Origin of the sequence: Roseburia sp. 1XD42-34 (genome assembly GCF_009917385.1) — a bacterium.
Taxonomy (GTDB): domain Bacteria; phylum Bacillota; class Bacilli; order Bacillales; family Amphibacillaceae; genus Virgibacillus.
Genome location: NZ_QWLJ01000008.1, coordinates 26040 through 48079, shown reverse-complemented (window position 1 = coordinate 48079; position 22040 = coordinate 26040). Strand labels below are relative to the sequence as shown.

The 22040-nt window shown below is 38.8% G+C and carries 14 protein-coding genes and 1 tRNA gene; 8 read left to right on the top strand and 7 right to left on the bottom strand.

What is annotated here, in order from left to right:
• Positions 1–728 precede the first annotated feature (728 nt).
• The 7 genes from odhB to D1839_RS06295 all read right to left on the bottom strand — a co-directional run bounded on the left by odhB (position 729) and on the right by D1839_RS06295 (position 11710).
• Positions 729–1991, bottom strand: coding sequence for a 2-oxoglutarate dehydrogenase complex dihydrolipoyllysine-residue succinyltransferase (odhB, locus tag D1839_RS06325; RefSeq protein ID WP_120378718.1), 1263 nt, complete (start codon positions 1989–1991; stop codon positions 729–731).
• Positions 1984–4839 carry a 2-oxoglutarate dehydrogenase E1 component gene (locus D1839_RS06320; RefSeq protein WP_120378717.1) on the bottom strand — a complete coding sequence of 952 codons (2856 nt, stop codon included), beginning with the start codon at positions 4837–4839 and terminating at the stop codon, positions 1984–1986. The genes odhB and D1839_RS06320 overlap by 8 nt, the downstream gene beginning before the upstream one ends.
• A gap of 1734 nt (positions 4840–6573) precedes the next feature.
• On the bottom strand, positions 6574–7047 hold the full coding sequence (gene trmL, locus D1839_RS06315) for a tRNA (uridine(34)/cytosine(34)/5-carboxymethylaminomethyluridine(34)-2'-O)-methyltransferase TrmL (protein ID WP_077297128.1): 474 nt from the start codon (positions 7045–7047) through the stop codon (positions 6574–6576).
• 340 nt (positions 7048–7387) lie between these two features.
• On the bottom strand, positions 7388–8236 hold the full coding sequence (locus D1839_RS06310; protein WP_120378716.1) for an amidase domain-containing protein: 849 nt from the start codon (positions 8234–8236) through the stop codon (positions 7388–7390).
• A gap of 45 nt (positions 8237–8281) precedes the next feature.
• Entirely contained in the window at positions 8282–9436 is a 1155-nt protein-coding gene (gene queG / locus D1839_RS06305; RefSeq protein ID WP_120378715.1) for a tRNA epoxyqueuosine(34) reductase QueG, read from the bottom strand.
• Between the two features lie 12 nt (positions 9437–9448).
• Positions 9449–11152, bottom strand: coding sequence for an ABC-ATPase domain-containing protein (locus tag D1839_RS06300; protein ID WP_120378714.1), 1704 nt, complete (start codon positions 11150–11152; stop codon positions 9449–9451).
• A 484-nt stretch (positions 11153–11636) separates the two neighbouring features.
• Positions 11637–11710, bottom strand: a tRNA-Gly gene (locus tag D1839_RS06295).
• A 511-nt stretch (positions 11711–12221) separates the two neighbouring features.
• Here D1839_RS06295 and dat point away from each other — a divergent pair.
• From dat to acsA, 8 genes are all read left to right on the top strand, one after another.
• Positions 12222–13091, top strand: coding sequence for a D-amino-acid transaminase (gene dat / locus D1839_RS06290; RefSeq protein ID WP_120378713.1), 870 nt, complete (start codon positions 12222–12224; stop codon positions 13089–13091).
• Positions 13092–13510: 419 nt separating this feature from the next.
• A complete protein-coding gene (locus tag D1839_RS21285; RefSeq protein ID WP_353616251.1) occupies positions 13511–13768 on the top strand; it encodes a DUF485 domain-containing protein in 258 nt (85 codons plus the stop codon).
• Positions 13765–15309: a solute symporter family protein gene (locus D1839_RS06280; RefSeq protein WP_120378711.1), complete on the top strand. Its 1545-nt coding sequence runs from the start codon at positions 13765–13767 to the stop codon at positions 15307–15309. Before D1839_RS21285 ends, D1839_RS06280 begins: the two co-directional genes overlap by 4 nt.
• On the top strand, positions 15306–17078 hold the full coding sequence (locus D1839_RS06275; protein WP_120378710.1) for a LytS/YhcK type 5TM receptor domain-containing protein: 1773 nt from the start codon (positions 15306–15308) through the stop codon (positions 17076–17078). Before D1839_RS06280 ends, D1839_RS06275 begins: the two co-directional genes overlap by 4 nt.
• A 241-nt stretch (positions 17079–17319) precedes the next feature.
• Entirely contained in the window at positions 17320–18087 is a 768-nt protein-coding gene (locus tag D1839_RS06270) for a LytR/AlgR family response regulator transcription factor (protein ID WP_120378709.1), read from the top strand.
• A gap of 148 nt (positions 18088–18235) precedes the next feature.
• Positions 18236–18589, top strand: a complete 354-nt coding sequence (locus tag D1839_RS06265) for a DUF485 domain-containing protein (protein ID WP_199689948.1) — start codon at positions 18236–18238, stop codon at positions 18587–18589.
• Positions 18586–20127, top strand: coding sequence for a solute symporter family protein (locus D1839_RS06260; protein WP_199689947.1), 1542 nt, complete (start codon positions 18586–18588; stop codon positions 20125–20127). Before D1839_RS06265 ends, D1839_RS06260 begins: the two co-directional genes overlap by 4 nt.
• A gap of 113 nt (positions 20128–20240) precedes the next feature.
• Positions 20241–21965: an acetate--CoA ligase gene (acsA, locus tag D1839_RS06255; RefSeq protein ID WP_120378708.1), complete on the top strand. Its 1725-nt coding sequence runs from the start codon at positions 20241–20243 to the stop codon at positions 21963–21965.
• Positions 21966–22040: the final 75 nt, after the last annotated feature.

The following is a 22040-nucleotide window of genomic DNA, read 5'->3' as shown; positions in this document are numbered from 1 at the left end:
GTTTCCTCCCTATTTTGTAACTGTTTTCATAATTTCTTCTACGTTCATTTTAACAAGATGTCTGACGTCATGCAACTATTTGTTTTTTCTGTCAAGTTTAAAATTTTTGTAACGATTAATGAAAATTCCTATACATACATTTCAGATTAGATATTCGGTATTAACCTTATTAATAATCCTCATTTTCTGAGGATTTTCCTGTTTCAAAGATCATGAATTTAAAGTGCAAGCACCCTTGAAACAAAAAAATATTTTTCTGTTTTCTTGCATTGTTGATATAGTTTTTTTTACCTTAAAAATAAAAAAATGCTTTCTACGTGATATGCTTTATGTTACCAGCCTTCCTCTAAGGTAGTAGCGGTTATTTCCTATTTAAATCGTCTTCAACTCTTGAATTGGAAGGACCCCCCATGGCAGACAAATTTTTGATAAGCACTTTGGAAATATGATTCCCTCATTTTTCTTTGACTAATCCATTATTTAACGGCAGTTGTAGCTGTGTATGTTCATTTATTACTCATAACTCTTTAAAGTAATTATATTTTAAAGGAGCTAGCAATTGTGAACTTCGAGCAACCTTCTTATGAACTTCAGCGATTTTTTTGCGCATTCAAACGAATTTACTGTGAACTTCGGCGACTTTTCACTTAATACCTATATTAAGTGTTTGGCCACCAAAAAACCCCCTGTTTCTAACAAGAAACAGGGGGTTATAAATCGTTTATATGTTACCCTTCTAATAGGAGATCATAAGGATCTTCCAGTAATTGTTTTACACGCACAAGAAATTGTACTGCTTCCTTTCCATCTACTATGCGGTGGTCATAAGATAACGCCAAATACATCATAGGGCGTACTTCAATGCTGTCATCTGGCATTACGACGGCACGTTTTTGAATATTATGCATGCCTAAAATACCAACTTGAGGCGCATTTAAGATAGGAGTGGAAAGCATGGAACCGAATGTTCCACCATTCGTAATTGTAAAGGAGCCACCTTGTAAATCACTCATTGTAAGCTTCTTATCTCGAGCTTTCTTGCTTAGGTTACCAATCTCTTTTTCCACTCCTGCAAAGTCAAGACGATCTGCATCTCGCACTACAGGTACTACTAAGCCCTCTTCTGTAGAAACTGCAATCCCAATATCATAGAATTTCTTCATTACTATTTCATTGCCTTGAATTTCTGCATTAAGCAGTGGAAAATCTTTTAATGCACCAACAACAGCTTTTGTAAAGAAAGACATAAAGCCTAACTTCACACCGTGTTTTTCAATGAATTTTTCTTTACGTTCGCTGCGTAGCTTCATTACATTTGTTAAGTCTACTTCGTTAAATGTCGTAAGCATTGCTGCTTCTTGTTGTACTTCAACTAGACGCTTAGCGATCGTTTGCCGACGGCGAGACATTTTAATCCGTTCAACTGGCTTATCAAATTCTGTTTTTTCAGCAGGCTTCTTCTCCTCTTTTGGTTTGGTTGGTTTCGCTTCATTTTTTGAGGCTGCTTCTACATCTTCAGGGCGAATACGGCCAAGTGGATCACGTGAGTTTACCTTACTTAAATCAATATTTAGCTCTCTAGCACGCTTTCTGGCAGCTGGAGAGGCAATGACGTCGCCACTTGTTGTCTCTTCACCTGACTTTTCTTTTGTTTTTTCCTTAGTCTCCTGTTTAGAAGACTCTTCCGTATGTTCTGCTTGCTTTTCTTCTTTTTTCTCAGCTGGAGCTGATTCAGCATCATCGCTTCCAGCTTCTGCGTATTCGTCAATTTTTGCAATGACATCGCCAACTTCTACGTCATCGCCTTCCTCTTGAATAATTTGTGTAATCACACCAGAGTATTCTGAGTTCACTTCTACATTCACTTTATCTGTTTCTAATTCAACAACTGGATCGCCTTTTTCAACCTTATCCCCTTTTTTCACCAACCATTCAGCAATCGTTCCTTCAGTAATAGATTCAGCTAGTTCCGGTACTTTAATTTCATTCATTAGAATCTCCTCCTTGTGATGGGGCTATTGCTTCCTGAATAATTTGCTTCTGCTCTGTTTTATGCACATTTGGTTCACCTACGGCTGGTGACGAACGATCAGGACGTCCAATATAACGTAAGATTTGTCCTTCCTGTAGTAGATCTCTTAAATAATCGTCAACAAAATCCCAGGAACCCATATTTTTCGGTTCTTCTTGTACCCAAACAATTTCCTCCAAATTTGGCAGCTGTTTTATTTCTTTAGCCAATTGTTCTTTTGGAAACGGATAAATTTGCTCTAATCTCAGTGCACGAAGCCAATCATACTTTTCTTTCGATTGTCCCATTTCTTCTTCAATATCTACCATGATTTTACCGCTACCGATAAGTAAGCGTTTAGCGTTTTTCTTGCTTACTTTTAGATTTGGCTGATCTCGTAAAGCAAGAAATTTACCAGTTGTAAATTCTTCTGCAGCTGATGCAATACGTTGATTACGAATTAAACTGCTTTTTGGAGTCATAATGATTAATGGTCTAGCCTCTTCACGATTTCGAAGCGCAGCCTGACGACGTAGCAAATGGAAAAATTGTGCAGAAGAAGTAACATATGCCACAATCCAGTTGTTCTCTGCTGCCATTTGTAAAAAACGTTCCAAGCGGGCACTGGAATGCTCAGGACCTTGCCCCTCATAACCATGAGGAAGTAACATGACCATATTGGACTTTTCTCCCCACTTAGCTCGAGAAGACGAAATAAATTGGTCAAATACGACCTGAGCCGCGTTAGCAAAATCACCAAATTGCGCTTCCCAAATAACAAGTGTATTCGTTGCTTCTACGCTATACCCATACTCGTAGCCTAACACACCTGCTTCAGACAACGGGCTGTTCCGAATATCAAAAGAAGCTTTTGCCTCACCTAAGATATGCATTGGGCAAAACTTTTCATCCGTTTCTACATCGTGTAATACGAGATGACGATGAGCAAACGTTCCTCTTTCTGAATCTTGTCCCGTTAATCGAATAGGAATGCCATCTCGTAGAATGGAAGCATACGCTAATGCCTCACCAGTTCCCCAATCCGCTTTTTCCCCATCTTGAAATGCATTTTCACGTCGCTTTAAAATACGTTCTAGCTTTCTATTACTATTAAATCCTTCCGGACGTTTTAATAGACCTTTATTTAATGATTTTAAAGTTTTCAAGTCTATTGCTGTTTCGAACTGATCTAACCCATTTTTCAGAGCTTTTGGCATTGGTTTCGGTTCACAATCGCCGGTTTCATTTTCTTTCATATTATTATAAATATCACGTAGTTTGGACTCTGTTTTTTGCTTCATTTCTTTCAGTTGAGCCTCATTAATAATTCCTTTTTCCTCCAAGTCTTTGGCAAATACTTGAGACACAGAAGGGTGATTGTCAATTAATTTGTATAGCCCTGGCTGGGTCATACGTGGTTCATCCATTTCGTTATGACCATAGCGGCGATACCCAACTAAATCAATAAGAAAATCTTTATTGAATTTCTGGCGATACTCGTATGCAATTTGAATTGCTGAAATACACGCAATAGGATCATCAGCATTGACATGAATAATTGGAATTTCAAAACCTTTGGCCAGATCACTTGCGTATCGTGTGGAACGTCCCTCTTCTTGCTCTGTCGTATATCCTAGCAAATTATTTGCAATAATGTGCAAGGAACCACCAGTTGTATAGCCTGGAAGACCGCTTAGATTCAATGTTTCTGCGACTACCCCTTCACCAATAAATGCAGCATCCCCATGGATCAAAACGGGAATAGCTTTATTCATATCCTGCTTTGGATAGCCTCTTTCGTAACGATCATCTTGCGCTGCGCGAGCAAATCCTTCTACAACCGGGTTTACAAATTCTAAATGTGACGGATTGTGAGCTAAACGAATACGTGTCGTTACCTCTTCTCCATCAGGCTCTTTCGTAGCTCCAAAGTGATATTTCACATCACCTGTCCAGCCATAATTAATACCTGTTGATCCTTCAGAAGGAATCAATTCTTTATTTGGCGAATGGTGAAATTCTGAGAATATCTTATCATATGGCTTTCCAAGAATATGTGCTAAGACAGCAAGCCGTCCACGATGAGCCATCCCCATCATAATATTTTCTACTTTGTCCGCGCTTGCATTTTTCACAATCTGATCCAGCATTGGAACCATTGCTTCTAAACCTTCAATTGAAAATCGCTTTTGACCAACGAAGGTCTTTTGTAAAAACCCTTCAAAACCTTCTACTTGAGCAAGACGATCTAGCAGCTCCATTTTTTCGTCATTCGAAAGATCCAACCTTGCCTTACCAGATTCAATTAAATCCAGTAACCAGTTGCGTTCTTCTTCATTATTCAGATGATCAAATTCAAACGTAATCGTACCAGAATAGTACTTTTTTAACTCTTTCACTACTTCTAATCCATTTTCTACATGATTAGGAGCTTTATCCCATAACCAAGAAGCTGGAATGCTTGCCAAGTCTTCCTCTGTCAATCCATAGCTTTCAGCTTGCACTAAATTTGACGTTCGTTCATTACGTCTGATTGGATATATATCAGCTTCCAAATGACCAAAACGTCGAATAGCCTCAACAAGTTTCATTGCTGAGGTAAGTTTCTTTACATCATCTACAGATGTTGCTTGAGCCTCTGCTCCAGCTAAAACATTTGCTTGGGATAACCACTGAGGGGCTCCATGCTCATCGAACATCTTTTTAATGGATGGATCTACTGCCTCTGGATCCGCTTTGTATAATTCATATTGTTCTTCTACATACCCCATGTTTGGACCATGAAATTCTGACCAGAATCGCTCATTGGATTCTTCATTTTGTGCCACCTTTTATACCCCCATCTAGAAGTTACGTTATCCGTATGAAACGGTATACATTATTCAATGTTCATTATAGAACTGACTACAAATTACTTCAACTAATATACCCTATTTTATTAGTGGATACAACAGGCTGTTCCAACCTTGTATATAATTTAAATTTTCAAATGATTCACCAAAAAAGGCAGAATTCAAATCTATGGTAATTTTCCTTTATTTTATATAGTTAAAAAAGGCGGGGGCACCCGTTTAGCAACGTAGCGAATGGAACGAATCAACTAAAGATAAAGTGAACCTTCAATCAGGGAGTTTTCATTCATCCCCCACAGATGGTTAGGTGAACAAAGCAAACAGTTAGGTGCTGTTATCCCCCGCTTAGACTTGCTACTGTACAGATGTTCCAACTTCTGAAGTAGGATTCATACAGCCCTTATATTCGGGATAATTTGGTTTTCTTTTGTAATGATTTCTGTCCAATTGTTGCTCCTGTTATGATTAACAACTACTTAAACGGAGGGAATAGAAATATGGACAGCTGCATATAGATAAAAAAAACTAACATGTACTGTAGCGAGATGAGAATTGACTCATTTCCCATACATGCTGTTTCCTTTTCAGTTATCATTCGTTATAATAGAGTCACTAGACAGTATATTGACATGTAGCTAAAGGAGGATGACGAGATGAAATTAGCTTTAATCTTAGGGGTAGCTATTGTATTTATAACTTCTTGTTTCACTTCGGGATATGAATCAAAGCCAGGTATGCCGAAAAAACAGCAAAGTACTTGAAACTTTTTGCCACACTAGCTTTAAAAGGATGGACACAAAGACGTTGTAGCATTCCGTTACAACGTCTTTTCATGGACTTACAAAGTGAATCTTCAATTAGTGAGATTTTCATTCCTCCACCACGGCTTGTTAGCAGCCCAAGGGTGACCTTATCGGTCTCTAACGAAATAGGGCATTTAGGTGCACTTAGACTTATTGCAGTACACCGAAATATCCAACTCTGAAGTGGGAATCTTACAGCACCTTATATTCGGATAAACTAATAAGATATTGTTCTTTTTCTGACAATGTGATTATTGTAAGTTATGCATGGCATTGATTTGTCTACCTCCAAACATGTATATACGCAAATGCTTCTTTAGGATTGCTTGATCATAAAACAAAGGGGCTGGGACATAACGAAGGCAGCTGAGAACAAAGGCGGAAGCGCCCGTTTAGCAACGAAGCGACTGGAACGAAGCAACTAAAGTTTTAGGAATCATGCTCCTGCAACAGGAGTATGTCGACGCCTGAGCGGCAAGCCCGTTTTTAGTCGGCCTTCCTCTTAACCACGAACCAATGAGGACTTATCGTAGGGCGATTCGTGAAGTCGTCTAGTTGCTGGGCGCTTAAAGCCGGACGTAGCTATTCCGTTATATCGGTAATCATAAGCCAAAATTTTTATACTTTCTTATCTCTTAAAAAACGAACAATAGATTGCCAATTGTGTAGAGGCTAGTTTTAGCGTAGTCAAAATAGGGAGACTTCTGTACCGAGCTGAAGTTCCCACAGGAAAGAAGTTTTTGCTTTCCGTGAAAGCTGAGGCAGTGCTCACGGAAAGCGAAGTATATTGACATAGCGGTAATAAAGTTTTTTTAATGCAAATGAGCCGAACAATGATAAATGGATTGTTCGGCTTTTGCTATATAATATTTGCTTATACCCAGTCTCTTTCATCATCTCTAAGTAATCATGATAATCCTGGAAAGCCTTGTTGCCTCAACACCTCATAAATAATAATAGCTGCTGTATTAGATAAATTTAATGATCTTACTTGTTCTCCCATATGAATACGTAAACAGCGGTCTTCTTTCCCTGCTAATAAATGCTTTGGTATCCCATTTGTTTCCCTGCCGAAGACAAAAAATAATGGCTCATTCACATCACTGAAATCAAAATCGGTATAGTGCTTCGTTCCGAAATTTTCAATATAATAGTAACTTCCTTCTGGATACGTCTCATACAAGTCTTGAATGGATGGATACTCGCGGATATCTACATTATGCCAATAATCCAATCCTGCTCTGCGCAGCATTTTATCTTCTGTTGAAAACCCAAGCGGGTGAATTAAATGAAGTGTGGTATTGGTTGCTAAACATGTTCTGGCGATATTTCCAGTATTTGCTGGTATTTCTGGTTGATATAATACGACATGTAAACTCACTGTGTTCTAATCTCCTTACTTCTTTATCCCACGCGTATGTTGCCATAATCTCCCACTTGTTGGAAGCCTCAAGTTGATCCAAAGGGTCTAAACAGGAGATAACAGCACCCAAATAACCCGAGGGACTTTAGGGGTCACACTACGGTGTGCTGACATTCATGTAGGAAACGGAAGAAACCCCCTACTGAATTAAGCTTCACTTTATATAGTGTTAGTATAGCACTACTTTTTCCATTGGTGAAGTTAGGCTATACGAAGTGAAAAGCTTCTCTCTTTAAGGAGAATAGTGCCCCTTAAACGTAGAGCGGGAGATAAAAACTCTTCAAATATTTTTAAAACGTTACTCTGTATAAATACGGAAAAATTTATATTGTATGTCTGCTGTCCAAGCTGTGGAATCTTCGTAAGACCAGTAACGATTTCGACTATTATCCGTATGTGCATTTACGAGTGGCATCCCATTGGCATCTTTAGCAACGACGATCGTATTATGATCCCATCTGCCATCTCCGGAAAAATCATAACAGATAACATCTCCGGGAATGAGCTGTTCTGCCGTCTCCTTTTCCTCTCCTCTTAAACCTTTTGTAGACCCCGCTAAATACCAGCGCAAAGAGTGGGCAACAGCCCAACTAAAGCTCCAGTTGTTATCCTGATACCACCAACCTCGTTCTCTTACAGGAGCACCATACATCGGTGCTCCACCTGCATATAAACATTGCGAAACATAATTCGTACAATCCACCGGGAACCGGCGATAAGCTGGATTATAATCATTCCACCAACGTTCTGCATATTGCACAGCAGCTTGCCGATCATATGGGCTTCTTGTAGTTACAAATTTATCTGTTTCATTAAAAAACTGCTCTTCACCTTCTGCTTCCTGCTTTTGAACTTGATGTTGATGATCTTTTATTTCGCCTAGATGGTCCATACGAAAAATATAAGGTGTCACGGATTCTTCCAAATATAACTGCTCTTCTTGTTTTACTAAGAACTGTACATGCAAGTGGTATTGATAGTATTCCTGCTCATCATATCGCATCGTACTATATACATGTCCATTTCCTTTGATTTTCATAATTTCGGCACCGCGCTTTGCACATAAAGCTTGCTTTCTCGTCCACCAATCGTCACCTTTTCTGTCCCGCGAAAAAAAATCTTGCCAATACGTTTTTAATTGTTCCATAAAAAACCCCCCCACATAGTATATGGAGAGAAAGCTTGGCAAACATCATCTTTTTTTAGCGGTGTCTTTCAACTGCGCAAAAGCAAGTCCTTTTTCCATTTCAACCAATACCTGCTCATCTTCCTCTTCTAACATCGCTTCCTTGATAGCTTGGAAGGCCTCTTCTGTACCTATTTTGCCTAAGGACCAAGCTGCGGTTCCCCGAATAACAGGCCGAGGATCCCTTCTCATCACTTCAATCATATCTGCTACAGCAGTTGTATCTTTATAATGCCCTAAAGCAATTAGTGAATTCCGTTGAATTGGCTTTTTTCCACGCCATGATCCTGAGATATGGCCGAATGTCTGCTTAAATTCACGATTTGATAGTTTTAACATGGGAATTAACTTTGGCTTAGCCACCTCATGCTCTGGCTCAAATTCAGGATGAATATGAAAATCTACTTTTAAATTTTTCGGACAAACCATCTGGCATGTATCACAGCCGTATACACGATTACCAATTTTCGACCTGAATTCCTCTGGTAAAAAGTCTTTTGTTTGCGTTAAAAAGGCGATGCAGCGCTTGGCATTAAGCTGCCCCCCTTGCACAATCGCTCCTGTAGGGCAAGCGTCAATGCATTTTGTACAACTCCCGCAGCCATCGTCAACAGGCTCATCCGGCGTAAAAGGGACATTCGTAATTAGCTCACCTAAATAAACGAAAGAACCAAACTCCGGTGTAATAATGGAGGTATTCTTCCCACTAAAACCGATTCCTGCTCGTTCTGCAACTGCGCGATCTGATAATTCCCCTGTATCAACCATAACCTTATTCTTACCATCTGGCACTCTTTCCTGAATAAAAGCAGCAAGTTTCTCCAGTCTTTCACGCATGACAACATGATAGTCCACACCCCAAGAAGCTCTGGCAAATAAGCCACGTCGTTCTTCTTTCGTACTTCTTGGTGCACCTTTCATTCGAGTGGGGTACGCTAAAGCAATAGAAATAATTGATTTCGCCTCGGGCAATAATCGAGTAGGCTCCGTTCTTTCTTCAATAGAGCCTTTTTCAAACCCCGATTGGTAATCTAATTCTTGTTGCTTACGGAGCCGCTCTTTTAATTCCGTAAATACATCTGCAGAGGCGAAACCAATTTTATCAATTCCAATTTGTTTACTATATGCGATAATTTCCTGCTTTAATGAATCTGTATGCATATCGTTCCCTCCCTAACGCCGTTTAACAACCGCAGTTCGCATCCGATTAATCACTGCTGCAAGCTCGAACCTTCTCGGTCTTGCCAAATCACCTGGGTGTTGATGTGGAAATGCGGTAAAAGAGGCTAAGCCTCGTTTATTCATTTGCTCTTCTACTTTGTCAAGCAGTTTTGGCAACGCTAAATGATTCATTTTGTTTGGATGATCGAAGTGCTGTAAAATTTCTGCAATCATACGTGTTTGTGAAGGGTCAACTAGCTGCTCCACTTCGGAAAAGGCAATATCTGTTTTTCCCATGATAATATGAGAGAGTCCTTTCGCTTGAACTTTGGAGCGGTTTCCTTTTTTAGTCTGTAGCGTCTGTTGTTGAAAATAACGAGCATCATTTATACGAAACGGTTCTCCCGCCTTTTTTTTTCTATCTAAAGGGTATTTTTTCATAATTGCTTTTGCTTCATTTGTAGCATTATCAGGAAGATAATTTTCTAAACGAATCACTGTATCTGCATGCGCAAAATAATCTCCGGACCCACCCATAACAATAATCGTCGATACTGCTAATTCGTCTCGTAATTGTTTTATTTTATCAATAAATGGTGTGATAGGTTCCTTGTCGGGGTGAACAAGTAGTTGCATGCGATGGTCTCGAATCATAAAGTTGGTTGCACTTGTGTCCTCATCCATTAATAACGTAGACGCTCCAGCTTCTAACGCTTCGATTACGTTTGCGGCTTGGGAAGTACTGCCACTGGCATTATCTGTTGAAAAAAATGTGGTGTCCTGTCCATGCGGCAAATTATTAATAAACGGAGAAATATCTACGCCTGTCACTTTGCGACCATCCTCTGCGCGTATTTTCACAGCAGCAGGATCTGTTAAAACAAACTCTCTACCATCCCCATGTACATGCGCATAAACACCACGCTCAATCGCTTTTAACAAGGTGCTTTTCCCGTGGTATCCACCACCTACAATCAGTGTAATTCCTTGTTTAATCGCCATCCCTTTGAGCGGCTCTTCAGCATGCGGAATGTCAATAGCAACTTCATTTTCAGCAGGGCTTTGAAAAGGAACCGCCTGTTTTAATGGACGATTACTAATTCCGCTTTCCCTTGGTAAGATAGATCCATTGGCTAAAAATGCAACCCAGCCCTGCTGCTTCATTTCTTCTCGTATAGCATCTTGCTGATCGGCGAGTTGTATTGCTTGTTCAATTGTTTCATCTGTAATCGTAAATACAGATCGATCGATGATGGTTGGAAGTGCTTGGGTAAATAGTTTTTCCGCTTCTCTGCCATTAATTTTTCTTCCGTTTGCAGGTAAACCAATCGAAAGACAAACCGTTATTGTTGTGGAATTAATCTGCACAGCAGTTCGTTCTAGCTTTTCCTGTCCAGGACGATCAAATAAAATTAACCCACTTTTACCCGATCCTTTTACAGACGTTGGTTGTCTGGCGACTTCTTTCCCGATTATACGCGCAAATGCATCCTCAGTAGCTATTTTCCGCGAATAGGTTTCAAGCCAAGCTGGTTGAATAGCTCGTTTATTCACAGGGATAATCACACGTATTTTAGAAGGGGACGCAAATGGATCTCCTTGTACATAATCAACTGCTAAATCATAATTATCTGTTTGGTAACGACCTTGAATACGCTTGTATCCCTTATATCCAGTTCCATTAATTTGTTTTAAAATTTGTAATAAGCTATGCATACTTACACCTCAATTACTTTGTTTATACAGGTAACTTTATTTTCTTTTCGATTCCGATTTTACATGTTCCCGTAAACGAAGTAAAACAAATGTCCATCAAGTTTAAACTTGAATTCCATGATTAGATGAAAAATCAAACATTTACAGACCTCCAGGAGGTTACTCTAGGATGGAAGAACAGACCTTACTGCCCAGTTACATTCGGGGGAAAGGGTATCTCAAATAGTGAAGGTTTTCATTCACCACCACTGATTATTAGTAGCCCAAAGGGTATGATCTAAGACCTCTTAAAAACAAGGCATTTAGTTGCTGTTCTCTCCCACTTGGACGTGTCAATACATCCAACTCCCTGAGGAGGGAGTCTTACAGCAACTTATATATGGGATAGATAAGGACTATGGCAAGTCCCTATTTTTTATATAATGTAAAAAACGCAATACTTCGTACCTTTACTATTACGAAATACTGCGTTAAGACATATGTATGGAGCGGGTGAAGGGAATCGAACCCTCGTCATCAGCTTGGAAGGCTGAGGTTTTACCATTAAACTACACCCGCATCAAAAAATGTATTTTTTTGACTGCAGAAATTATTATAGCAATATCTTCAAAACAAATCAAGAGGAAATTTAATATTTCTCGACAAAAAGTTTACAAAAAATTAATGTTTCCGTTTTCATCTATGGAAAGAAATAGATTCCCTAAGTTATCATTGTTTACTATCCGAATAGCCTTCCTTTTTAGCTACATTCACCTTATCTAAAGCTACTATTTTATGTGTCTCCATATTCTTTCATCATATAGTTGAAACTCTTGCCATCCATAGGTAGTCAGTAAGTAAAATTTCAATGGGTTTATAACGTTACATAAAATTTATTCATAATATTTCATATCATTCGCTACATATTACCAAAAACCTCAAGTTAATACTATTTTATCGTTTTACGCTAACTTAAATTGTGAACTCCGACGAATCTCATTAGAAAAATGAGTTCAGTAGACAAAATACATATTTACATTCCATGAAAGAAGTTATAGAATAGTCATAAGATTTAGGGAGGAGAGGAAGCATGGCTGTATACCCGATTGTATTAGCACAGCAAAATTTTACCCACCAAGATAGCTTACATTATCCGTTTGAAGAACGGGGATTGCAATTTGGTGATGGTATTTATGAAGTCATTCGAATTTACCAAGGTAACTATTACCTTTTAAAAGAACACATGGACCGTTTATTTCGTTCGGCAGAAGCCATTAAAATTGATTTAAATGTAACGAAAGAAGAACTGACTCGCCTATTACTGAAGTTGTTAGAAAAAAATAAAATGACCTCAGACGGAAAAGTATATTTACAAGCAACCAGAGGATCTGCACCTCGTGATCATGTATTCCCAATCGATACCCCAGCAAATTTATATGCTTACGTCCAAGATTTACCTCGTCATAGTGAGAAATTAAAACATGGTGTCTGTACGATTACGAGACCGGATGTCCGTTGGGAAAACTGTTATATCAAAAGTTTAAATTTGCTTCCTAACGTGCTAGCAAAACAAGAGGCAAAGGAACAAAACTGTTATGAAGCTATTTTGCATCGGGATGAACTTGTCACCGAATGCAGCTCGTCTAATATCTACATCGTTAAAGACGGGGCAATTTACACTCACCCTGCTACCAATCGCATCTTGCACGGCTGTGTACGTATACGTGTAGAAAAATTTGCAAACGATCTTTCCATCCCATTTCATGAGCAGGCTTTTTATAAAGATGAGCTCTTCCAAGCGGATGAAGTATTCTTATCTAGTAGCACGTCAGAAATTATGCCAGTTGTTCAAGTAGATAATAAGCAAATCCAAGCAGGAAAACCTGGAGCAATCACGCAGAAACTACAGGAAGCCTATGAACAAGACGCATCGATAACAGAGAATAAAATTACTATATAGTCCTTTGAGAATAATAAAGTGAATTTTCATTTATTCGAGGTACATTCACCCCCATGGTTATGAGTATCGTAATAATATAACCTAAAGGCATTTTATGAAATAGACACGTAGCCTACCACGAAACAACCGAGCTTTAAAATCCGGTGAGAAAGAGAAGCATTTTGCCATAGCGATGTTAGAAATTTTTTTATCGCTAAGGAAGCCGAACAATCAATTTATGATTTGGTACGGCTTCTTTGCATTATAATAATTGCTTATGTCTCAGACTCTTTATTTTAAGAAAAAACTTGGAAGTTTAGACTTTACAACATTCCCCCTCTCCGTTACTATATTCATAATAGAGAGAAAATACTGATAAAAATGCTCTTGGGAAATTTCGAGAGAAAGTTGGTGTTCTTTTGCTTTATACGCAATATGAGATGCTGATTAAAAGAAAGAAACGATTTCTTCTCCAAATGCTAGTTTTTCTTTTGGCATTTTACTTTATGCTCCCTTTATCACTCGCATTATTTCCAGATTTCATGAACAGTACAAGTATTTTATTTGAATTTACCTGGGGATGGCTATACGCCTTTTTACAGATACCTATGACATGGGTATTGGGATGGCTGTATTGTAGAAAAGCAAAGCAATTTGACCGTTATAAGAACAAGCTAAAACAGGAGGCAGTATCTTGAATTTAACTTATTTCCTGTTTTTTATCTGTATTATTGTATGTACGTTGATTATTACTTATTGGGCAGCAAAACGAAGTAAGACAGCAAATCGCTTTTATACAGCAGCTGGCAGTTTAACTGGACTGCAAAACGGAATGGCAATTGCAGGAGATTTTATAAGTGCAGCGTCTTTTTTGGGAATTGTAGGGGCAATTGCTTTACACGGATATGACGGCTTTTTATATTCCATTGGCTTTCTCGTTTCCTATCTTGTTGTACTTTATTTAATTGCTGAACCCGTACACCACCTTGGTAAATACTCACTCGGAGATGTAATTTGCGCTCGGTTTCCTGGGAGACAAATGCGCCTAATGATGGCAATCAGCGCTTTTATCATATCCATTCTATACATGATTCCTCAACTTGTCGCGTCCGGTCTCCTCATTCGTCTCTTATTAAATACCGATTATTCGATCTCCGTAGTTGTGATAGGTAGTTTGATGACAATATATGTTGTCTTCGGAGGAATGCTAGCAACTTCCTGGGTACAAATCGTAAAAACAGTCGTATTAATGTCCGGAACCTTCCTACTATCATTAATTGTGTTTTCTCATTTTAATTGGAAAATAGAAGATTTATTAGCAGCTGTAAAAAAAGGAACTCCGTTAGGAGAAGCATTTTTTGGGGCTGGACATTTGTTTCAACGACCATTGGAGATGTTATCTATGCAGTTGGCATTAATACTAGGTACAGCTGGATTACCACATATTTTAATTCGCCTTTTCACTGTTAAAAACATCCTTGAGGTACGTCGGTCCATTACTAGTGCTACTTGGATCATTGGTATATTTTACTTCATGACCCTCGCGCTTGGTCTTGGAACTATAGCTATTTTAGGCTTCGAACTATTAATTACTACAGATTCTACCGGTAATTTAGCAGCACCTCTTTTGGCACAAGCGGTTGGCGGCGACTTTCTATTAGCATTCATTTCCGCAATTGCTTTTACAACGATCGTTGCAGTAGTTTCAGGTCTGGTCATTTCTGCAACTTCTGCATTTTCACACGACGTTTACCATCATTTAATAAGAAAGGGAAAATCAACTGAAAAAGAACAACTTCAAGCTGCGCGATGGACTGCATTAGGAATTGGTCTTATATCGACACTATTTGCATTGCAACTTGAAAATATAAATGTGACTTTTTTAGTCTCTTTAACCTTTATTGTCGCTGCTTCTAGTAATTTTCCTATTCTACTATTAACAATTTATTGGAAGCGCTTCAATAAAACAGGAGCTCTCATTGGTATGATAAGTGGACTCACCGCATCTTTAATCTTCGTTGCTCTTGGTCCACATATAATGAATACGGATGGAGGTTGGATACCATATAAACCTATATTCACGCTATATAACCCCGGAATTATCGTTGTTCCTATTGGTTTTTTAGGGGCGATTATCGGTAGCTATGTAACTCGTGAGAGAGAGAAGTGGACGAAGGAAAAGCAAACATTTTTCCTAAGAGCGCAAACAGGTGTTACTACAAGGAGAGAAAGATCTTGAAGGAATTGATTATTATTTTATTCGAACGACAAGGTTTACTACTAGTAATCGCTTTTGTTATGACTCGTACACCTGGTTTTCGTACATTACTTTATCGGGAGTATAGTGTACGAATGTCTATTGTTCATAGTTTTATTTTTGGTCTGTTTGGTATTGCCAGTACCATAACAGGAATCACCATTGATGGGGATTCCATTATTCGCAGCTTTGTTTGGCAAGCGGAGGATGATCAGCTTATTGTAAGTTCGAGCCTAATCGCTATTGTAATAGCTGGCCTTTTAGGAGGTCCTTCGGTTGGATTTGGAGCAGGCATTATTGCTGGAGCACATGTCATGCTATTAGGGGGTGTCGGTTGGCTTGCCAATGGAATTGTAAATCCACTTACTGGGCTATTAGCTGGATTAACAGCGCAATTTTTTTCCAATGAACGCGTCATCTCACCAATGAAGGCATTGTTTATTGGTGTTTTTCCACCTGTATTACATATGCAATTATTGCTAATTATTCATGCGCAATTAGGTGAAACAGTGGCTATTGTGGACCGAATCGGTCTTCCATTAGTATTGTCAAATAGCATCGCCATCGCCGTTTTTACGGCAATGATTGGCATAGTTCTTCGGGAACAAGAAAATGAGGCAGCGCTTGCGGCTAAACAAGCTCTTGCAATCGCGGAGGAAGCACTCCCGTTTTTAAGAAATGATTATCCACAGCAAATGGCAATAGGCATCGCCCAGCTACTACATAGTCGTTTAAAACTGGCTGCCGTTTCCGTTACAAGCGGAACAGAAGTGCTTGCTCATGTAGGTATCGCCGATGATCACCATCGTCCAGGAGATCCAATAAGTACTGCTATTTCTCGTCAAGCAATAAAAACAAAAGAAATGAAAATTGCTTACACTCATTCTGAGGTTCAATGTAGAAAACAAGACTGCCCTTTGGAGGCTGCCATTATTATTCCAATAGTAGCGGATGATGAAGCAACATGGTTAATCCAATTTTATTTCCGTAAATCGCAACATATTCGTCCAGTAGAGATCATGCTCGCAAAAGGCTTAGGACAATTGATATCCAAGCAGATGGATACTATTGCCGCTGAGAATCTAAAATCATATATACGCGATGCAGAATTACGCAACTTACAGGCCCAGATTAATCCACACTTTTTGTTTAATACACTACACTTAATTAGTTCTTTAATTCGAGAAGATCCTAACAGGGCGAAATATATTACAGTTCAACTGGCAAACTATATGCGATTTAATTTACGGCTTGTTTCTAAATCATTAGTGAAATTAGAAAAAGAATGTGAGCATGTGAAAGCCTATATCGATATTGTTCAAGCCCGTTTTGCCTGTCAAATGGAAATTTTATTCTTCCGGCCACCTATTTTACCTGAAGTATTTATTCCGCCATCTACCATCCAGCCACTGGTTGAAAATGCGGTGCGACACGGATTAAAAGATGTGACCCACAACGGCAAAATCAATGTTTGCCTTCAAGTAGAAAGTACCACAATTCTTATCTGCGTACAAGATAATGGGGTAGGCTTTTCGGAAGAAATGTTAAAGACTCTTCCGCAACAAACGTCAGTAAAACAAAATGAAACATATGAAAAAACGGGATTGCGTAATGTAAACGAGCGGCTAGTCCACTTGCTTGGAGAGTCAGCGCAATTGCAATTTCGTAATATAACTACTGGTGGAAGTGAAGTATTATTTCGTATTCCTAAAATAACCACAGGAGAGCTAATTAACAATCCAACAACATAACATCGTCAGATAAAAGCTCCGTTCGCTACTCCTAATTATTTTAAACCGATCATTTTTCCTTATTTTAAATAGAATGGGAAAATCAGCTTAGCAGCAGTTTTAATTTCAACTTTAGAAGCTCTTTCACACATCAAGCTATGTTGTTCATAGTTTCCTGTTTTGTAAACCTTATTTGCAAGAGTTACAAATCGACTATATTCCTTTCAGCTTTTAAATGAAAATATTATAAGGTGGTTATATGATGAGTATTCAAATATTAATTGCCGAGGACGAACATATGGCACGGAAGGAGTTACTTTATCTTCTTAAACATGAGGAAAATGTACACATCTGCCCAGCAGCAGAAACTGGAGAACAACTTATTGAATATTTTTTCACATATGAACCAGATGTTATTTTTCTTGATGTCCATATGCCGGAGATGTCAGGAGTGGAAGCTGCTAAAAAAATTTTTCGTATCTCAGAAGACTACGTACCATTAATTGTTTTCACAACAGCATATGATGATTATGCTTTAGATGCATTTGAAATTGAAGCAGTGGATTATTTATTAAAACCTTATGATGTGAAACGGTTTAAAATAGCCATGAAACGTGTACGAAAACGATTAGCTCAAATCGAAGACCAAAAAGTCGACTGGGATAAGGCGAAGGAGGAAGTTCAACCTAACTCTTCTTCCCAAAAGCTTTTGCTTGATAACGGAGAACGTATGGTAGTGGTTGACCCTGAATCTATTTATTATGCCGTGCCATTTAAGCGAATGTTGGAAATTCATACAACCGATAAAACCATTCATTGTCGCATGACCCTTCAAGAACTAGAAGATATGCTGATGGGATTTGCGTTTTTTCGGACTCATCGTAGCTATTTAGTTAATCTTAACTATATTGACGAGATTACTCCATGGTTTAATGGTACAAGTAACATAACGCTTAAAGATAAACAACAAACAATTATTCCTGTAAGCAGGTCTGCAAGGAAAACTTTACTTACTATTTTTTCGAAGTAACCATTCAGGAAACAATAAAAACCATTCGGACATTGATTTCTACCGTTGAACCAAAAATATTATCTGGTTGTTGTCTCACCTTTATACTATTATTAAGCGCTTACATCACTTGCCTGACAGTGGTCTTATAAAAAGGAGGAGGATAACATTGGAGAGTCACGATGATAAAGAGCGTACCGATAGGCAGAGAGTGGATTATGTCAAGATAGAAAGCAGTTCTTCGTTTCAAAGACTTATGTACGAACGAAAAAAATTTATTTTGCCATTAACGATTTTCTTTTTAGTATTTTACTTTATATTGCCAATCTTAACCTCTTATACAACTTTCTTAAATACTCCAGCATTTGGCGATATTTCCTGGGTATGGATTTTTGCTTTTTCTCAGTTCATTATGACATGGGTGCTATGTACCATTTATGCGAAAAAAGCTTCTTCATTTGATAAGCAAGCTGAGCAAATCATTCGTGAACAAATAGACGACAAAGGAAGAGATGCTATATGAAGATGGATGCCACCGTAGTCATCTTATTTTTGAGCATTGTATTATTGACACTAGTGATTACTTATTTAGCAGCTAAACGAACGCAAACCACAGGAGACTTTTATACTGCCGGGGGCGGTTTAACTGGTTGGCAAAATGGATTAGCAATTGCTGGAGATTATTTATCAGCTGCTTCTTTTTTAGGAATTGCAGGGGCAATTGCGTTACATGGTTTTGACGGGTTTTTCTATAGTATTGGGTTTCTAATTGCCTATTTAGTAGTATTATTACTTGTTGCAGAACCACTACGTAATCTCGGAAAATATACATTAGCGGATATGATTAATGCTCGCTTTGATGCGAAAAAAATCCGTGGTGTAGCTGCTTTAAGTACTATAACCATTGTCCTTTTTTACATGATTGCACAGCTTGTCGGCGCAGGAGCACTCATCCAGCTTTTATTCGGAATCGATTATTGGATCGCTGTGTTAATTGTAGGCATCATGATGACCATTTATGTGTTATTTGGCGGAATGATTGCAACAAGCTGGGTGCAAATTACGAAAGCAGTTCTACTAATGGCTGGAATGGTGATTATTTCATTTCTTGTTCTACTAAAATTTAACTTTAACATTTCCACGATGTTTACTGAAATGAAATCCGCAACCGGTCATGGTGCAGACTTCTTAAAACCTGGCTTAAAGTATACCGATCCACTGGGAACTATTTCTTTAATGATTGCACTTGTACTCGGAACTTCTGGACTGCCTCATATTTTGATGCGCTTTTTCACCGTAAAAGATGCCAAAACAGCAAGAAGCTCAGTCGTTACTGCAACATGGACAATTGGAATCTTTTATATATTAACGCTCTTTTTAGGCTTTGGTGCGGCAGCGTTTGTTGGCGAGCGAAACATAATGGCTGCAAATCCAGGTGGCAACATGGCTGCTCCATTATTAGCTGAAGTAATCGGTGGAGACATTTTATTTGCCTTTATCTCTGCAGTTGCTTTTGCAACCATTCTCGCAGTAGTAGCTGGACTTGTTCTTTCAGGAGCATCCGCATTTGCTCATGACTTATACGGTCAAATTTTTAAAAAAGGAGAAGCAACCGATAAACAGCAAATGCTCGCCGCGCGTTATGCAGCCTTATCTGTATCCGCTTTTTCGATTCTGTTAGCACTGTTTGCCCAAACGTTAAATGTGGCTTTCCTTGTTTCCCTAGCTTTTTGCATCGCCGCAAGCGCTAACCTCCCCGTTATTTTATATACTGTATATTGGAAGAGGTTTAATACAGCAGGTGCGATTACAGCGATGCTCTCTGGGTTAGTTTCTGCATTAATTCTCGTTTCTATTAGTCCAAGTGTATTTTCTCCAAATGAGGGAGAAGCGTTATTTGTTGGCAATCCTCTCTTCCCTCTGGATAATCCAGCGCTTATATCTGTACCACTTGGTTTTCTAGGAGGTTATATTGGCACAGTATTATCAAAAGAACAGGATACTACGCGATATGCGGAAGTTAAAGTGAAAGCAAATACTGGATATAGGGATTATTCTTAATGGAAGAATAATATTATTCTATTAACTAGCACATCATATGTGGTATGATCCGCATACATTATTTTATATAAAGATATAATTACGAAAAATGATATCTTACGGGAGGGATTCGTATGAATAAAGCAGTTGCTTCTTTACATGAAAAACCAAATATGCCTAGTTATGAGGAAGCATGTGCAAGTTTTTCTTGGAAAGAAGTAGAAAAAACGTTCTCTTGGTACCAAACAGGAAAAGTTAATATGGCATATGAGGCAATCGATCGTCACGCTGAATCATGGCGGAAAAACAAAGTTGCCTTATATTATAGTGATTTGACACGCGATGAAAAATATACGTTTCAAGATTTAAAATATTTATCCAACAAATTTGGAAATGTACTAAAAAAAATAGGTGTCCAAAAAGGAGCTCGAGTATTTCTGTTCTTACCACGCCAACCTGAAACCTATATTAGCGTCTTTGGAATTCTAAAGATTGGCGCAATTGCAGGACCCTTGTTTGAAGCATTCATGGAACAAGCAGTGCACGATCGTTTAGAAAATAGTGAGGCTACTGCACTAATAACGACATCCGAGCTACTGTCACGTGTTCCATATGAAAAACTACCCCATTTAAAAGATATCATCTTAATTGGTGATGGTGATGTTCCTGAAAACACGCAACATACCAGCTTCCACCATTATGAAACGGAGATGAAAAAATCATCTCGTAAACTGGATATTGAATGGATGGATCGTGAAGATGGGATGATTCTTCATTATACATCTGGGTCTACTGGTAAACCAAAAGGGGTGTTGCATGTTCATAATGCGATGATCCAACAATACCAAACTGCCAAATGGGTATTAGATTTAAAAGAAGATGATGTTTATTGGTGTACAGCTGATCCAGGGTGGGTAACGGGGACATCTTACGGAATATTTGGGCCATGGCTCAATGGCGCATCCAGTGTTATCCGTGGCGGGAGATTTACCCCTGAAGACTGGTATTCTACTATTGAAAAATACCGAGTGACCATTTGGTATAGTGCACCTACAGCTTTTCGTAGGTTGATGGCTGTTGGCGATGAACTCATCCAAAACTATGACCTTAGCTCATTGAGACATATTTTAAGTGTTGGAGAACCGCTCAATGCAGAAGTGATTTACTGGGGAAGAAAAGTTTATGGTCTCGATATACATGATCATTGGTGGATGACAGAAACAGGAGGTATTTTGATTTCCAATTACCCGACTATGAACATAAAACCTGGTTCTATGGGAAAGCCATTTCCAGGTATAGAAGCAGCTATTTTAGATGGGGATGGCAATGAAGTTCCAAGGGGTCAAATGGGTCGTTTATGTATTAAAACAGCTTGGCCATCCATGATGCGGCGAATATGGAAAAACGAAGAAAAATGGAAAGAATATTTTGCACTAGAAGGCTGGTATATTTCCGGGGATTTAGCCTCCATGGATGAAGACGGTTATATTTGGTTCCAAGGACGAGATGACGATGTCATTATGACATCAGGAGAACGAGTCGGACCGTTTGAGGTAGAGAGTAAGCTTATTGAACATCCTGCAGTTGCTGAGGCTGCTGTGATTGGAAAACCAGATCCAGTACGTGGTGAAATAGTTAAAGCGTTCGTTGCTCTACGAGATGGCTTTGAACAAACAGAAAATCTAGAACAAGAACTCCGCCAATTTGTTAAAGAGGGGCTTGCTGCTCATGCTGCTCCTAGGGAAATAGAAATTCGCGACTTTTTACCGAAAACAAGAAGCGGAAAGATTATGCGTCGGGTCTTAAAAGCATGGGAACTTGATTTGCCAGCAGGCGACCTTTCAACAATGGAAAAATAAAGATATTTAAGCAAAATTAGAAGCCCGTACGCTGGTTATGGACTACTACCTTAAGGAGCTAGTACTTTATCTCAC

Coding starts and splice junctions, on each gene's coding strand:
- dat (WP_120378713.1), top strand. CDS start 12,222: ATGGCTGTATACCCGATTGTATTAGCACAGCAAAATTTTACCCACCAA.
- D1839_RS06270 (WP_120378709.1), top strand. CDS start 17,320: ATGAGTATTCAAATATTAATTGCCGAGGACGAACATATGGCACGGAAG.
- odhB (WP_120378718.1), bottom strand. CDS start 1,991: ATGAATGAAATTAAAGTACCGGAACTAGCTGAATCTATTACTGAAGGA.
- acsA (WP_120378708.1), top strand. CDS start 20,241: ATGAATAAAGCAGTTGCTTCTTTACATGAAAAACCAAATATGCCTAGT.
- queG (WP_120378715.1), bottom strand. CDS start 9,436: ATGCATACAGATTCATTAAAGCAGGAAATTATCGCATATAGTAAACAA.
- D1839_RS06310 (WP_120378716.1), bottom strand. CDS start 8,236: ATGGAACAATTAAAAACGTATTGGCAAGATTTTTTTTCGCGGGACAGA.
- D1839_RS06260 (WP_199689947.1), top strand. CDS start 18,586: ATGAAGATGGATGCCACCGTAGTCATCTTATTTTTGAGCATTGTATTA.
- D1839_RS21285 (WP_353616251.1), top strand. CDS start 13,511: ATGCTGATTAAAAGAAAGAAACGATTTCTTCTCCAAATGCTAGTTTTT.
- D1839_RS06300 (WP_120378714.1), bottom strand. CDS start 11,152: ATGCATAGCTTATTACAAATTTTAAAACAAATTAATGGAACTGGATAT.